Source organism: Pseudomonas oryzihabitans (assembly GCF_024652905.1).
Lineage (GTDB): Bacteria > Pseudomonadota > Gammaproteobacteria > Pseudomonadales > Pseudomonadaceae > Chryseomonas > Chryseomonas benzopyrenica.
The window spans coordinates 1,577,893-1,593,508 of sequence record NZ_CP102428.1 but is presented as its reverse complement, the minus strand read 5'-3'; the positions used below and the strand labels follow the sequence as shown (position 1 = coordinate 1,593,508).

Sequence of the window (15,616 nt, the reverse complement as noted above, 5' to 3'; positions counted from 1 at the left end):
CCATGCTCTCGACGTCCCGCGCCAACCACCTCGACGAAGCCGCCGCCATACCCACGGCCCTGCAGGCCTCCCGCGTGCGTTGGCGCATCTTCGCCATCATCTTCGGCCTCACCGTCATCAACCTGGTGGACCGCGTCTCCCTGTCCATCGCCATGCCTACCATCGCCCATGAGTTCCAGCTGACGCCGGCCATCCAGGGGCTGATTCTCAGCAGCTTCTTCTGGGCGTACGCCCTCCTGCAGATTCCCGGTGGCTGGCTGATCGATCGCTACGGCCCGCGCCGGGTCATCGGCTGGTCCACCGGCCTCTGGGGCGTATTCCAGACCCTGGCCGCCTTCGCTACCGGCGGCCTATCGCTGATCTTCGCCCGGGTCGCCCTGGGCGCTGCCGAAGCACCGCTGTTCCCCGCCGGTGGCAAGCTCAATTCGCTCTGGCTGGCCTCCAGTGAACGTGGCCGGGGCGCGGTGCTGATGGATTGCGGCGGTCCCCTGGGCGTGGCCCTGGGCGGTCTGCTCATCGCCTACCTGATCGCCGTCTTCGGCTCCTGGCGCACTGCTTTCTTCATCGCCGGTATCGCCACCCTGGCCATGGCCTGGCTCGCCTGGCGCTATCTCCGGGACGACCCGGCGACCCACCCCGGGGTCAATGCCGCTGAACTCGCACGCATCAACGAAGGCCGCACCACCTCGGTGGCCCAGGCGGCCAAGGCAGGCGCCCGGGGCCTGGGCATCGCCCGTCGCTCCCTGGCCGGCATCCTCATCGGTCGCGCCAGTTGGGCCATGGTCTTCTTCGGCCTGCTGACCTGGGGGCCCAGCTACCTGGCCCAGGCCCGTGGCTTCGACATCAAGGGCATCGGCGCCGCTACCTTCGTCATCTTCCTCTGCGGAGCCGTGGGCTCGCTGGTGGGTGGCTTCCTCTGCGACCTGCTGGTGCGCAAGGGCGTGCGCCGCGGCCTCGCCGCCAAGGGACTACTGTCCTGCTCCGGCCTGGTGGCCTTCGTAGCCTTTCTGCTGCTGCCGCACCTCACCGATCCCTACGCTGCCGTGGCACTGCTGTCCCTCACCGCCTTCTTCCTCATGTGGGGCAGCCTCTATTGGAGCTTCCCGGCGCTGCTGGCGGCGCCGGCACGGGTGGGTCTGATCGGCGGGGTGATGAACCTGGCCGGTAGCCTGGGTGGTATCGCCGTGCCCATCCTGGTCGGCCTGCTGCTGCAGCACCTGGGTGGCTATCCGGCGGTACTGGGCTTCTTCGCCCTCTGCTCCGGCCTGTTCATCATCGGCACCCTGCTGATCGCCCTGGACCAGCGGGAGGTGCAGCATGACTGAGCGCTATAGCGGCCCCATCATCGACGCTCACCACCACTTCTGGGAGCCCCGGCGCAACTTCCACCCCTGGCTGTCCGGCGCGGAAACCATTCCCTTCCGTTATGGCGACTACAGCGCCATCAAGGGCGACTACCTCCCCGAGCACTACTTCACCGATGCGGCCGGTCATGACGTGGTCCAGACCGTCTACGTCGAGACCGAGTGGGATCCCCGCGATCCCCTGGGCGAGACCCGCTACGTCCACGAACTGGCGCGCCGCCATGGCGTACCCAACGCGATGGTCGCTCAGGCCTGGCTGGATGCCGAAGACGCTGCAGAGCTGCTCGCCGCCCAGGCCGCCTTCGCGCGGGTGCGTAGCGTAAGACACAAACCGGGCGGTCCTGGTCGTCCGGAGGAGGTCGGCAGCCAGCGCACCCTGATGAGCGATGACCGCTGGCGGCAGGGCTACGCCGAACTGCAGCGCCACGGCCTGCACTTCGACCTGCAGACGCCCTGGTGGAATCTCGACGAGGCCTGCCGCCTGGCGCGGGACTTCCCGGCCATCCAGTTGATCCTCAACCACACCGGCCTGCCGTCCGATCGCCGTCCCGAAGGCCTGGCCGCCTGGCGCGCCGCCCTGGCCCGCCTGGCCGAATGGCCCAATGTGGCGTTGAAGATCTCCGGTCTGGGCCTCGCCGGCCAACCCTGGCGCGCCGAGGACAATGCCTGGATCGTCCGCGAGGCCATCGCCATCTTCGGCCCCGAGCGGGCCATGTTCGCCAGCAACTTTCCCGTCGATCACCTGTGCGGCAGCTACGCCACCATCCTTGGCGGCTTCAAGCGCCTGGTGGCCGACCTGCCCATCACAGCCCAACGCCAACTCTTCCATGACACCGCCCAGCGTATTTATCGACCGGTGGCCGACGTCATCCGCCTGGACCCTTACCTGAGGACTTCCGCATGAGCAATTCCACGCTTCCCCGCCTGGCCCTGGTGCTGGGCGATCCGGCCGGTATCGGCCCCGAACTCATCGCCCGCCTGCTGACCGATGCCGAGGTGCGCGGTCGTGCCCGGATGGTGCTGATCGCCGACGAGGACGAAGCCCGCACCGGCATGCGCATTGCCGGTTGCGAATACCCCTATCGCCGCATCGACAGCCTGGATGCCCTCGACTTCCAGGACGACGTGCCGCTGCTGTATCCCTATCGCGGGGCCGCCGAGGGTGCATTCCCCCGTAGCGAAGCCAGCGTCGTCGGTGGTCGCTACAGCCTGGACACCCTGGCCGTCGCCCTGGACCTGACCCAGGCCGGCCATACCGATGCCATCCTCTTCGGTCCGCTGAACAAGACCTCGCTGCACCTCGCCGGCCTGGGCCACAACGACGAGTTGCACTGGTTCGCCGAGCGCCTGGGGTACACGGGACCGTTCTGCGAATTCAACGTGCTGGACGATCTCTGGACCTCGCGGGTGACCTCCCATGTCGCGCTCAAGGACGTCCCCGGTCTGCTCAGCCAGGAACGGGTGATCGAAGCCATCGAGCTGATCGACAATGAACTCAAGCGCAGCGGTTTGGCCCGGCCGCGCATCGGTGTCTGCGGCCTCAATCCCCACAATGGCGACAACGGCAGCTTCGGCCGCGAGGAGCTCGATCTCATCGGTCCGGCTGTGGAGCGGGCCAAGATGCTGGGCATCGCCGTCGACGGCCCCTATCCGGCCGACACCATCTTTCTGAAGGTCCAGGGCGACGCCCGCGCCTTCGACGCCGTGGTCACCATGTACCACGACCAGGGCCAGATCGCGATCAAGCTGATGGGCTTCTCTCGTGGCGTTACGGTGCAGGGCGGCCTGCCCATTCCCATCGCCACCCCGGCCCATGGCACTGCCTTTGATATCGCCGGCCAGGGCCGCGCCAACGTCGGCGCCACCCGCCAGGCCTTCGAGATCGCCTGTCGCCTGGGCATGTCCCGCCACTGATAGCTATCGAGGCGCCCTAGGCGCTTACCGAATCCGCCGAACCGGCTCAAGGAGCCGGCAGGCCTGACTCATGCTCGAAAAAGGAAACTCACCATGAAAATCACCAGTGTCCGTACCCGCGTCTTCGAATGGAAAGGCAAGGTCGTCCCGCCCCAGGCGCACTTCTGCACCAACGCCACTGACATCCTCTACGAACGCGGCGACGCCATGGGCTCCTTCCGCTTCCATGGCTGGCTGGTGGTGGAGATCGAGACGGACAGCGGCCTGGTCGGCCTCGGCAACTGCGCCCTGGCGCCGCGAGTGGCCAAGGAAATCATCGATCTGTACCTGACCCCCATCGTCATGGGCCAGGATCCTTTCGACAACGAATACCTCTGGCAGAAGATGTACCGCCGCACCCACGCCTGGGGCCGCAAGGGCATCGGCATGGCCGCCATCTCCGCCGTCGACCTGGCGCTCTGGGACCTGATGGGCAAGGCCGTGAACAAGCCGGTATTCAAGCTGCTGGGCGGCCGTACCAAGGAAAAGATTCCCTGCTACGCCTCCAAGCTCTACGCCAACGACAACCTGGACCTGTTCCTGGAAGAAGCCCAGGGCTATCTCAACCAGGGCTTCGACGCCCTCAAGATGAGATTCGGCTACGGACCCAAGGACGGCCCCGCTGGCATGCGGCGTAACCTCGAGCAGGTGCGCGCCCTGCGCGAACTGGCCGGCCCGGACGTCGATATCATGCTGGAGTGCTACATGGGCTGGACCCTGGAATACGCCCGGCGCATGCTGCCCAAACTGGCCGAATTCGAACCGCGCTGGCTGGAGGAGCCAGTCATCGCCGACGACATCGAAGGCTACGTCGAACTCAAGAAGATGGGCATCATGCCCATCTCCGGTGGCGAGCACGAATTCACCTCCTACGGCTTCAAGGACCTGCTCGAACGCCGCGCGGTGGACGTCATCCAGTACGACACCAACCGCGTCGGCGGCATCACCGCCGCGCGCAAGATCAACGCCCTGGCCGAAGCCTGGTCGGTACCGGTCATTCCTCACGCCGGCCAGATGCACAACTACCACCTGACCATGGCCAGCACCGCCTCGCCCATGGCCGAGTTCTTCCCCGTCTTCGACGTGGAAGTGGGCAACGAACTCTTCTATTACGTCTTCAAGGGCGAACCCCAGCCGGTCGGTGGCTACCTGCAGCTGGATGATGACAAGCCCGGCCTGGGTCTGGAGTTGTCCGAAGAGCACCTCAAGGATTTCGACGTGATCGAATAGGGCGCCCATTGGCTGCCGCCCGCGGGGAGGGCGGTGGCCATTTCAATGCCGCGACGCTGAATGGCGCGAGTCGGCGCGTTGTTCGGCTCACCCCGCCAGGATCGCCGCTGCCCCCCGTGGCTGCCGGGTGTACCACAGTACTCGGCTGACCCCGCGGGTCACCGCCACATAACTCAGGCGCAACGCTTCATCGGCCATGGCATCGTCGTAGCTCTGCTGGAAATGTCCGCTGGCGGCATAGAGCGCATTGCGCAGCGGGTGCGGCTGCTGGGGCTGACCGTCGTCCAGCACGATAGCCACCTCGGCCTGCAGTCCCTTGGCGCGGTGAATGGTGCAGGTGCGCACTCCCGGCTGTCGGCCCAGCTGCTCGTTGATGGCTTTCAAAGGTGCATTCAGGCGACTCATCACCATGACCGCGCAACGCTCTGGCCGTTCTCGCTCCGCTGCATAGCTTCGCTGAGCTTCGATTTCACCTAGCAATGAGGTCAACTGGCGACCTATATCGAATTGCGGCACGACCTTCACCCCGTGCCCAAGCTCATTTGCTGCACGAAAGGCCTGGGTTTTCTTGGGTTGCTTGTGCCGCACCTGCGTCAGGATGCGCTCGCCGTCCGCTACGATGGCGGGTGAAGAGCGATAGTTGGTCCCCAGCATCAGCGTCTGACTGGGCGTCTGGCCAGGAAACCAGCGATCGAAATGAATGAACAGCTCCGGCGAGCTGCCCCGCCAGCCATAGATGGATTGCCAGTCGTCACCGATGGCCATCAGCGAGGGCGCGAGCTTCTCCTCGGCAAGCCTGAGTTGCACCTGCTGCAGCCAAAGAGCGATCTGCGGCGAGATGTCCTGGAATTCATCGATCAGCAGATGGGTAAAGGGTCGCAGCCTTTCAATCAGCGCACGGCTAGGTTTCTTTTCCAGGCGATCCGTCAGCACGGCGAAGGCTGTATTGAAGGTGATCAGCCGCTGTTCCTTCAGCACCTTGCCGAAGTGTCGCCAGAACTGCTGCATGGCCTCCAGGAAGATCCGATCCCGCGTCGAGCATTCCAGCTGGCTGCTCTTTATGGCGCCGACCCTCAGGCCAAGGGTTTCGGCGAACGAGGCCTGGCCATAGAAGAGGTCGGGCAGCGGTTGCGGTTGACGCTCACCATTGAGTACGAAGGGCTGCAAAGGCGGCTCGCCTGGCAACTCTTCTTCGTTGGGCGCCGCGAGTTCCAGCAACAGATGGACGCGGCGGCGAAAACTGGCCTCCTCGCGATAACAGTTCCCGTAGGCCTGGAGCAGGAGTTGCCGTTGACCATCATTCAGGGTCGCCCCTGCCAGCATGCCGTTATCCGGTTCTTCCTCACCTGTTGAGTGGGCAGATAGCTGCTCGAACCACTGTGTCGCCCTCAGTTCTGTGCGTGCCAGTTGCGCCAGGGCCGAGTGAAAGGTCCGTACCAGCTCCCGAGCCGATTCGTCATCCAGGGGCGCTTCCCAAAAGGCCAGAACACGTTTGAGCTGGGCACGTAGCTCTTCGCAGGATGCCTTGGTAAAGGAAATGACGGTCAGTTGCTCGCGGGGGATCTGCAGGTGACACAACATGAACACCACCCGCAGTACCAGGGTCGTGGTCTTGCCGGAGCCGGCACCCGCGAAGATTCGCGTCGCCGGCGTACGCGCCAGGATCATCTTCCACTGCTCCGGTGACGGTGGCTGGATGATGCCCTGAGCCACGGCTTGCTCGACACGCGCCTTCATCCGCTGTTCCTGGGAGCGCTTTATCGTGATCGAAGGGCCATAGATAGCGATAGGGGAGGGGATCGCCGCGGAGGATTGGGTAACGGATCGCTCCTTCCCCGCGTCCTTGATGGTGGCTTTGGACGCGGTCTGCCGCTTACGGCCTTTGACCGGCTCGCCTGTGTTCTGCCTGCCTGACGTGGGCTCTCCCTTTATAGGCGCCTCTCCTTTAAGGAAGAGCGTGGTGCGGGGAAACCAATTGCCCAGGGAGTTCTTCAGCTGTTGTCGGTAGCGGGCCAGGATGGAAGTCATGCAATCCTCGAAACATCGTCTGCCGGCATCTTACCCTGCACAGGTGACAGCTCGATCTCGTGGAGGCTTTTTGGTCTCTGCTGAAAGTTTCTTGAAATAACCTGTTGACCTGCCTCAAAACTCCCCTATAATGCGCCCCACTTCCGGCGCAGACGCTGAAGCGGCTTGAAAATCAAGCACTTAGGTCTGGGTCGGGCGAGGGGTCCACGGATTCTTCGCCATTTGGCTCTCGCCTCAGGGTGATGACGAAATGAAGCGGAGGGGGTTGACAGCGTCTCAGGATGCTGTAGGATTCGCCTCCCGCTGCCGAGATTGGTTAGACCGGTCAGGCAAGCGCAAGTGGTTGAGTTGAAACGAAAAAGTTCAAATCAACGCTTGACAGGATGTGAGGCTAGCGTAGAATGCGCGCCTCGGTTAGCGACACGGTCGCAACCAGCTGCTCTTTAACAAGTTGAATCAAGCAATTCGTGTGGGTGCTTGTGAGATAAGTCTGATGTCGCAAGATTATCAGCAACACAAGTAACTCGTGAATTCATGAGTTTTTTGCGATTGCTGAGCCAAGTTTAGGGTTTTCTCAAAACCCGATCAGTCTACTTAACTGAAGAGTTTGATCATGGCTCAGATTGAACGCTGGCGGCAGGCCTAACACATGCAAGTCGAGCGGATGAGAGGAGCTTGCTCCTCAATTCAGCGGCGGACGGGTGAGTAATGCCTAGGAATCTGCCTAGTAGTGGGGGACAACGTTTCGAAAGGAACGCTAATACCGCATACGTCCTACGGGAGAAAGTGGGGGATCTTCGGACCTCACGCTATTAGATGAGCCTAGGTCGGATTAGCTAGTTGGTAGGGTAAAGGCCTACCAAGGCGACGATCCGTAACTGGTCTGAGAGGATGATCAGTCACACTGGAACTGAGACACGGTCCAGACTCCTACGGGAGGCAGCAGTGGGGAATATTGGACAATGGGCGAAAGCCTGATCCAGCCATGCCGCGTGTGTGAAGAAGGCCCTCGGGTCGTAAAGCACTTTAAGTTGGGAGGAAGGGCTTACAGCGAATACCTGTGAGTTTTGACGTTACCGACAGAATAAGCACCGGCTAACTTCGTGCCAGCAGCCGCGGTAATACGAAGGGTGCAAGCGTTAATCGGAATTACTGGGCGTAAAGCGCGCGTAGGTGGCTTGATAAGTTGGATGTGAAATCCCCGGGCTCAACCTGGGAACTGCATCCAAAACTGTCTGGCTAGAGTGCGGTAGAGGGTAGTGGAATTTCCAGTGTAGCGGTGAAATGCGTAGATATTGGAAGGAACACCAGTGGCGAAGGCGACTACCTGGACTGACACTGACACTGAGGTGCGAAAGCGTGGGGAGCAAACAGGATTAGATACCCTGGTAGTCCACGCCGTAAACGATGTCAACTAGCCGTTGGGGTCCTTGAGATCTTAGTGGCGCAGCTAACGCATTAAGTTGACCGCCTGGGGAGTACGGCCGCAAGGTTAAAACTCAAATGAATTGACGGGGGCCCGCACAAGCGGTGGAGCATGTGGTTTAATTCGAAGCAACGCGAAGAACCTTACCTGGCCTTGACATGCTGAGAACTTTCCAGAGATGGATTGGTGCCTTCGGGAACTCAGACACAGGTGCTGCATGGCTGTCGTCAGCTCGTGTCGTGAGATGTTGGGTTAAGTCCCGTAACGAGCGCAACCCTTGTCCTTAGTTACCAGCACGTTATGGTGGGCACTCTAAGGAGACTGCCGGTGACAAACCGGAGGAAGGTGGGGATGACGTCAAGTCATCATGGCCCTTACGGCCAGGGCTACACACGTGCTACAATGGTCGGTACAAAGGGTTGCCAAGCCGCGAGGTGGAGCTAATCCCATAAAACCGATCGTAGTCCGGATCGCAGTCTGCAACTCGACTGCGTGAAGTCGGAATCGCTAGTAATCGTGAATCAGAACGTCACGGTGAATACGTTCCCGGGCCTTGTACACACCGCCCGTCACACCATGGGAGTGGGTTGCTCCAGAAGTAGCTAGTCTAACCTTCGGGAGGACGGTTACCACGGAGTGATTCATGACTGGGGTGAAGTCGTAACAAGGTAGCCGTAGGGGAACCTGCGGCTGGATCACCTCCTTAATCGAAGATGTCAGCTTGCTGGCAAGCACCCACACGAATTGCTTGATTCACTGATAGAAGAGCAATTGAGTTAGTTAGACTCAAGGTAAGACGATTGGGTCTGTAGCTCAGTTGGTTAGAGCGCACCCCTGATAAGGGTGAGGTCGGCAGTTCGAATCTGCCCAGACCCACCAATCGATGGGGCCATAGCTCAGCTGGGAGAGCGCCTGCCTTGCACGCAGGAGGTCAGGAGTTCGATCCTCCTTGGCTCCACCATCTCCACCTACCGCTAACGCGATTGCTTGAAAGCTCAGACATGAGCGTTTACTACCCTGCATAATGGGAAGTGAAACGTTGATGTCTGGTCTTTGATCAGAACTGTTCTTTAAAAAATTGGGAAAGTGATAGAAGTAGACTGCATTAACTGTTTTCACTGGCAGTTAGTGTCGTCAAGGTAAAATCTTGCGAACTCAAGCGCAAGTTTTCGGCGAAATGTCGTCTTCACTCATCTAGCGCCCTGCAGATCGGTAGCGTCCTTGGACGTCAGCGAGATTGCTTGGGGTTATATGGTCAAGTGAAGAAGCGCATACGGTGGATGCCTTGGCAGTCAGAGGCGATGAAAGACGTGATAGCCTGCGATAAGCTTCGGTGAGGTGGCAAATGACCTGTGACCCGGAGATCTCTGAATGGGGGAACCCACCTAGCATAAGCTAGGTATCTTAACCTGAATCCATAGGGTTAAGAGGCGAACCAGGGGAACTGAAACATCTAAGTACCCTGAGGAAAAGAAATCAACCGAGATTCCCTTAGTAGTGGCGAGCGAACGGGGACCAGCCCTTAAGTTGATTTGAGAGTAGCGGAACGCTCTGGAAAGTGCGGCCATAGTGGGTGATAGCCCTGTACGCGAAACGCTCTTATCAATGAAATCGAGTAGGACGGGGCACGAGAAACCCTGTCTGAATATGGGGGGACCATCCTCCAAGGCTAAATACTCCTGACTGACCGATAGTGAACCAGTACCGTGAGGGAAAGGCGAAAAGAACCCCGGAGAGGGGAGTGAAATAGAACCTGAAACCGTATGCGTACAAGCAGTGGGAGCCTACTTTGTTAGGTGACTGCGTACCTTTTGTATAATGGGTCAGCGACTTATTTTCAGTGGCGAGCTTAACCGAATAGGGGAGGCGTAGCGAAAGCGAGTCTTAATAGGGCGTTTAGTCGCTGGGAATAGACCCGAAACCGGGCGATCTATCCATGAGCAGGTTGAAGGTTAGGTAACACTGACTGGAGGACCGAACCCACTTCCGTTGAAAAGGCAGGGGATGACTTGTGGATCGGAGTGAAAGGCTAATCAAGCTCGGAGATAGCTGGTTCTCCTCGAAAGCTATTTAGGTAGCGCCTCATGTATCACTCTGGGGGGTAGAGCACTGTTTCGGCTAGGGGGTCATCCCGACTTACCAAACCGATGCAAACTCCGAATACCCAGAAGTGCCGAGCATGGGAGACACACGGCGGGTGCTAACGTCCGTCGTGAAAAGGGAAACAACCCAGACCGTCAGCTAAGGTCCCAAAGTCCTGGTTAAGTGGTAAACGATGTGGGAAGGCTTAGACAGCTAGGAGGTTGGCTTAGAAGCAGCCACCCTTTAAAGAAAGCGTAATAGCTCACTAGTCGAGTCGGCCTGCGCGGAAGATGTAACGGGGCTCAAACCAGGCACCGAAGCTACGGGTATCACCTTTGGTGATGCGGTAGAGGAGCGTTCTGTAAGCCTGTGAAGGTGAGTTGAGAAGCTTGCTGGAGGTATCAGAAGTGCGAATGCTGACATGAGTAACGACAATGCGAGTGAAAAACTCGCACGCCGAAAGACCAAGGGTTCCTGCGCAACGTTAATCGACGCAGGGTGAGTCGGTCCCTAAGGCGAGGCTGAAAGGCGTAGTCGATGGGAAACGGGTTAATATTCCCGTACTTCTAGTTACTGCGATGGGGGGACGGAGAAGGCTAGGCCAGCTTGGCGTTGGTTGTCCAAGTTTAAGGTGGTAGGCTGACTGTTTAGGTAAATCCGGACAGTTAAGGCCGAGAGCTGATGACGATCCTTCTTTTAGAAGGAGAAGTGGTTGATGCCATGCTTCCAGGAAAAGCCTCTAAGCTTCAGGTAACTAGGAACCGTACCCCAAACCGACACAGGTGGTCGGGTAGAGAATACCAAGGCGCTTGAGAGAACTCGGGTGAAGGAACTAGGCAAAATGGCACCGTAACTTCGGGAGAAGGTGCGCCGGTGAGGGTGAAGGGTTTACCCCGTAAGCTCATGCCGGTCGAAGATACCAGGCCGCTGCGACTGTTTATTAAAAACACAGCACTCTGCAAACACGAAAGTGGACGTATAGGGTGTGACGCCTGCCCGGTGCCGGAAGGTTAATTGATGGGGTTAGCGCAAGCGAAGCTCTTGATCGAAGCCCCGGTAAACGGCGGCCGTAACTATAACGGTCCTAAGGTAGCGAAATTCCTTGTCGGGTAAGTTCCGACCTGCACGAATGGCGTAACGATGGCGGCGCTGTCTCCACCCGAGACTCAGTGAAATTGAAATCGCTGTGAAGATGCAGTGTATCCGCGGCTAGACGGAAAGACCCCGTGAACCTTTACTGTAGCTTTGCACTGGACTTTGAGCTTGCTTGTGTAGGATAGGTGGGAGGCTTTGAAGCGTGGACGCCAGTCTGCGTGGAGCCATCCTTGAAATACCACCCTGGCAACCTTGAGGTTCTAACTCTGGTCCGTCATCCGGATCGAGGACAGTGTATGGTGGGCAGTTTGACTGGGGCGGTCTCCTCCTAAAGAGTAACGGAGGAGTACGAAGGTGCGCTCAGACCGGTCGGAAATCGGTCGTAGAGTATAAAGGCAAAAGCGCGCTTGACTGCGAGACAGACACGTCGAGCAGGTACGAAAGTAGGTCTTAGTGATCCGGTGGTTCTGTATGGAAGGGCCATCGCTCAACGGATAAAAGGTACTCCGGGGATAACAGGCTGATACCGCCCAAGAGTTCATATCGACGGCGGTGTTTGGCACCTCGATGTCGGCTCATCACATCCTGGGGCTGAAGCCGGTCCCAAGGGTATGGCTGTTCGCCATTTAAAGTGGTACGCGAGCTGGGTTTAGAACGTCGTGAGACAGTTCGGTCCCTATCTGCCGTGGACGTTTGAGATTTGAGAGGGGCTGCTCCTAGTACGAGAGGACCGGAGTGGACGAACCTCTGGTGTTCCGGTTGTCACGCCAGTGGCATTGCCGGGTAGCTATGTTCGGAAGAGATAACCGCTGAAAGCATCTAAGCGGGAAACTTGCCTCAAGATGAGATCTCACTGGAGCCTTGAGCTTCCTGAAGGGCCGTCGAAGACTACGACGTTGATAGGTCGGGTGTGTAAGCGCTGTGAGGCGTTGAGCTAACCGATACTAATTGCCCGTGAGGCTTGACCATATAACACCCAAACAATCTGACCGCAGTCAGAGCGTGAGGAAGACGACGCCGAAAACGGCGCGTGGGTTCGCAAGACCCAAGACGAGTTGTCTACTTCGATCACCGACCCAATTGGGCCAGCCAGGTAAGCTTCAACGCCTGGCCAGCCAACCGAATTGCTTGACGAACATAGAGCATTGGAACCACCTGATCCCTTCCCGAACTCAGAAGTGAAACGATGCATCGCCGATGGTAGTGTGGGGTTTCCCCATGTGAGAGTAGGTCATCGTCAAGCGCCTAACACCCAGCACCCCCGCTCAGATCACTCTGGCGGGGGTGTTGTCTTTGGGGCGGGAAAAGTTTGGCTGGACGCCAAGGCACTTGGGCCGATAGCCCTGCCAGCGGAAGCCGGGCAGTCATGCGGCTGAGGTTGCCCTCACCCTAGCCCTCTCCCGGGGGGAGAGGGGACGTGAGCGGAGTGGCTGAGGCTTGAGCTGTGCTTGCTGGATCAGGTGCGGCTGGAGGTCTGCAAGAGCACCGACAGCCCGGCGTAGCCGGGCTGTCGTGTTTGAAACGCGGCACAGACCCGGCGTAGGTTGGTGCTGAGCGCAGCGAAGCCCAACAGGCCGCAGACCACCTAGCTATGGCCGCGATCACGTTGCTGCTGCCAGGGCGCTGCCGAAGCAGATAGAGCGCATCGCCGTATGAAAGACATCGTAAGAGTGCTGCGATAGGCAGGCTTCGTCGTACCACTGGTAGGACTGTCGATACTCTAATCTGTAATGATTCTGGATCCGCTTCAATCTCATGCGTTTTTTCGGTATACAATGCCCAGTGGCCTAAGGCCGGTAGGCAAGGGGTGCGCAGCGTCGTACCCCTTTTTTCTTTGCCTGACCAATCAAATTTATAGCGTAGCCTAGGATCCTATCCCTTGAACGTTGGGATCCGCGGACTGTTGTTTAGGTGACGCAAGCGATGAAAGCGCAAGCGAAGGGGATTCGATTTTGATCAAGGTGCTGGTTGTCGACGATCATGATCTTGTTCGTACTGGCATCGTGAGGATGTTGGCGGATGTGGCAGGAATTCAGGTCGTCGGCCAGGCCGACAGTGGCGAAAATGCACTAAAGCTGGCTCGCGAGCTGGAGCCGGATGTCGTCTTGATGGATGTCCGGATGCCTGGTATCGGCGGGCTGGAAGCCACTCGCAAGCTGCTGCGCAGTCGCTCCGATCTGAAGGTGGTGGTCGTGACCGCCTGTGAAGAAGATCCCTTCCCGACCCGGCTGCTGCAGGCCGGCGCGGCAGGGTATCTGACCAAGGGGGCGGATATCGAAGAGATGATCACCGCCATCAAGCAAGCTTTCGCCGGGCGGCGTTACATCAGTGCGCAGATCGCTCAACAGCTCGCCCTGAAGCCTTTTCAGTCCAAGGCAGAGGCCTCGCCGTTCGATCAGCTGTCCGAGCGCGAGATCCAGATCGCCCTGATGATTGCCGGCTGCCAGAAAGTCCAGGTGATCTCTGACAAGCTCTGCCTGTCGCCCAAGACCGTCAACACCTACCGCTATCGGATCTTCGAGAAATTATCGATTACCAGCGATGTCGAATTGGCCATGTTGGCTGTTCGCCACGGCATGGTAGATGCAGCGAGTTGATATGAGTCAATCTTTCGATGCTGCGGCCTTTCTATCCGGTTGCAGTGGACGTCCGGGTGTCTACCGGATGTTCGATGGGGGCGGTAAGCTCCTCTATGTAGGCAAGGCCAAGAACCTCAAGAACCGTCTTTCGAGCTACTTCAGAAAGACTGGTTTAGCGCCGAAAACGGCGTCCATGGTGTCCAAGATCGCCCAGATCGAGATCACCATCACCGGCAACGAGACCGAAGCGCTCCTGCTGGAACAAAACCTCATCAAGCAGTGGCGCCCGCCCTACAACATCCTGTTGAGGGATGATAAGTCCTACCCCTATGTCTATCTCTCCACCGAGGATCAGTATCCTCGGCTGACCATTCATCGTGGCGAGAAGAGAGGGAAGGGGCGTTATTTCGGACCCTATCCCAGCGCCGGTGCCATTCGCGAAAGCCTCAATCTGCTGCAGAAAGCCTTTCAGGTACGGCAGTGCGACGATAACTACTTCCGCAATCGGACGCGTCCCTGCCTGCAGTATCAGATTAAGAGATGCAAGGGCCCCTGTGTCGCGCTGGTCAGCGAGCAGGAGTATGGCGAGGACGTTCGCCATTCGGCCATGTTTCTCGAAGGCCGCAGCAATGCCCTGGCCGAAGAGCTGCAAGCCAAGATGGAAACCGCCTCGATCAATCTGCAGTTCGAGCGAGCAGCGGAGTTGCGTGATCAGGTGGCCCTGGTCAGGCGGGTGCAGGATCAGCAGAGCATCGAGGGCGGGACTGGGGACGTCGATGTCATAGCCGCCCTGGTCAACCCGGGTGGGGCCTGTGTGCATCTGGTCAGTGTTCGCGGCGGGCGAGTACTGGGTAGCAAGAATTTCTTTCCGGAGGTGGGGATCGAGGAAGACTCCAGCGAAGTGCTGGCCGCCTTCCTGGAACAGTACTACCTCGCCTACCTGGAGCGGGACCTGCCGGACGAGATCATCGTAAACTCCGTCCATGAGGACTTCGCCACCCTGATCGACGCCTTTGCCGAGGTTCACAAGCGCCAGCTGGTCATTGCCCATCGCGTCCGGGGTACCCGGGCACGCTGGCAGCAGTTGGCGGTGACCAATGCGGAGCAGGCCTTGAATACGCGTCTCGCCAATCGTCAGCACATGGGGGTGCGTTTCGATGCCCTGGTGCAGGCGCTGGATCTGCCAGAACCTCCGCAACGGCTGGAGTGTTTCGACATCAGTCATTCCAGCGGCGAAGCGACGGTGGCGTCTTGCGTGGTCTTCGGGCCAGAAGGGCCGCTCAAGTCGGACTATCGTCGCTACAACATCGAAGGTGTGACGGCCGGTGACGACTATGCGGCCATGCACCAGGCGCTGACGCGGCGCTTCAGCCGGCTGAAGGCCGGCGAGGGCAAGTTGCCCGACATTCTGCTGGTGGATGGCGGCAAGGGCCAGTTGGCCATGGCCCGCGAGGTGCTCAGGGAGCTCGCCGTGCCGGACCTGGTCCTGCTGGGGGTCGCCAAGGGCGTTACTCGCAAGCCGGGGCTCGAAGTGCTGTATCTGGACGATCCTTCCAACGAATTCACCCTGCCGGCTCATTCCCCCGCGCTGCATCTCATTCAGCAGATTCGCGATGAGGCGCACCGTTTCGCCATCACCGGACACCGCGCACGTCGCGGCAAGGCACGCAGGACGTCCTCGTTGGAGGAGGTCGCCGGCATCGGACCCAAGCGCCGCCAGGAGCTCTTGAAGCACTTCGGCGGACTGCGTGAATTGCAGCGCGCCAGTATCGAGGAGATCGCCAAAGCGCCAAGCATTAGCAAAAAGCTGGCCGAGCAGATTTATGCGGCCTTGCACAGCGAGTAGAATCGCCTCACGT

General features: G+C 59.3%; 7 protein-coding genes, 2 tRNA genes and 3 rRNA genes. 11 read left to right on the top strand and 1 reads right to left on the bottom strand.

Going from position 1 to position 15,616, the window contains the following annotated elements; genetic code table 11:
• Window positions 1-2 precede the first annotated feature (2 nt).
• The 4 genes from NRG74_RS07365 to NRG74_RS07350 all read left to right on the top strand — a co-directional run bounded on the left by NRG74_RS07365 (window position 3) and on the right by NRG74_RS07350 (window position 4,547).
• Window positions 3-1,325 carry an MFS transporter gene (locus NRG74_RS07365; RefSeq protein WP_257706168.1) on the top strand — a complete coding sequence of 441 codons (1,323 nt, stop codon included), beginning with the start codon at window positions 3-5 and terminating at the stop codon, window positions 1,323-1,325.
• Window positions 1,318-2,268, top strand: a complete 951-nt coding sequence (locus NRG74_RS07360; RefSeq protein WP_257706167.1) for an amidohydrolase family protein — start codon at window positions 1,318-1,320, stop codon at window positions 2,266-2,268. The genes NRG74_RS07365 and NRG74_RS07360 overlap by 8 nt, the downstream gene beginning before the upstream one ends.
• Window positions 2,265-3,278 (top strand): 4-hydroxythreonine-4-phosphate dehydrogenase PdxA, encoded by a 1,014-nt coding sequence (locus NRG74_RS07355; RefSeq protein ID WP_257706166.1) that lies wholly within the window; start codon window positions 2,265-2,267, stop codon window positions 3,276-3,278. The genes NRG74_RS07360 and NRG74_RS07355 overlap by 4 nt, the downstream gene beginning before the upstream one ends.
• Before the next feature lie 93 nt (window positions 3,279-3,371).
• A complete protein-coding gene (locus NRG74_RS07350; protein ID WP_257706165.1) occupies window positions 3,372-4,547 on the top strand; it encodes an L-rhamnonate dehydratase in 1,176 nt (391 codons plus the stop codon).
• An 87-nt stretch (window positions 4,548-4,634) separates the two neighbouring features.
• Here NRG74_RS07350 and NRG74_RS07345 read toward each other — a convergent pair whose 3' ends face one another.
• Window positions 4,635-6,575, bottom strand: a complete 1,941-nt coding sequence (locus tag NRG74_RS07345; protein WP_257706164.1) for a UvrD-helicase domain-containing protein — start codon at window positions 6,573-6,575, stop codon at window positions 4,635-4,637.
• A gap of 595 nt (window positions 6,576-7,170) precedes the next feature.
• Here NRG74_RS07345 and NRG74_RS07340 point away from each other — a divergent pair.
• From NRG74_RS07340 to uvrC, 7 genes are all read left to right on the top strand, one after another.
• Window positions 7,171-8,707 (top strand): 16S ribosomal RNA (locus NRG74_RS07340).
• Between the two features lie 96 nt (window positions 8,708-8,803).
• Window positions 8,804-8,880: transfer RNA gene (locus NRG74_RS07335), tRNA-Ile, on the top strand.
• A 6-nt stretch (window positions 8,881-8,886) separates the two neighbouring features.
• Window positions 8,887-8,962, top strand: a tRNA-Ala gene (locus NRG74_RS07330).
• A 292-nt stretch (window positions 8,963-9,254) separates the two neighbouring features.
• Window positions 9,255-12,147, top strand: a 23S ribosomal RNA gene (locus NRG74_RS07325).
• 158 nt (window positions 12,148-12,305) lie between these two features.
• A 5S ribosomal RNA gene (rrf, locus tag NRG74_RS07320) occupies window positions 12,306-12,421 on the top strand.
• Together the 16S, 23S and 5S rRNA genes with 2 tRNA genes alongside form the textbook arrangement of a ribosomal RNA operon.
• A 709-nt stretch (window positions 12,422-13,130) precedes the next feature.
• Window positions 13,131-13,775: a response regulator transcription factor GacA gene (gene gacA, locus NRG74_RS07315; protein WP_257706163.1), complete on the top strand. Its 645-nt coding sequence runs from the start codon at window positions 13,131-13,133 to the stop codon at window positions 13,773-13,775.
• A 1-nt stretch (window position 13,776) separates the two neighbouring features.
• Window positions 13,777-15,603 carry an excinuclease ABC subunit UvrC gene (gene uvrC / locus NRG74_RS07310; protein ID WP_026083722.1) on the top strand — a complete coding sequence of 609 codons (1,827 nt, stop codon included), beginning with the start codon at window positions 13,777-13,779 and terminating at the stop codon, window positions 15,601-15,603.
• Window positions 15,604-15,616 lie beyond the last annotated feature (13 nt).

Excerpts from the sequence above, each read along its gene's own strand:
- NRG74_RS07365 (WP_257706168.1), top strand. The coding sequence starts at position 3 with ATGCTCTCGACGTCCCGCGCCAACCACCTCGACGAAGCCGCCGCCATA.
- NRG74_RS07360 (WP_257706167.1), top strand. The coding sequence starts at position 1,318 with ATGACTGAGCGCTATAGCGGCCCCATCATCGACGCTCACCACCACTTC.
- NRG74_RS07355 (WP_257706166.1), top strand. The coding sequence starts at position 2,265 with ATGAGCAATTCCACGCTTCCCCGCCTGGCCCTGGTGCTGGGCGATCCG.
- NRG74_RS07350 (WP_257706165.1), top strand. The coding sequence starts at position 3,372 with ATGAAAATCACCAGTGTCCGTACCCGCGTCTTCGAATGGAAAGGCAAG.
- NRG74_RS07345 (WP_257706164.1), bottom strand. The coding sequence starts at position 6,575 with ATGACTTCCATCCTGGCCCGCTACCGACAACAGCTGAAGAACTCCCTG.
- uvrC (WP_026083722.1), top strand. The coding sequence starts at position 13,777 with ATGAGTCAATCTTTCGATGCTGCGGCCTTTCTATCCGGTTGCAGTGGA.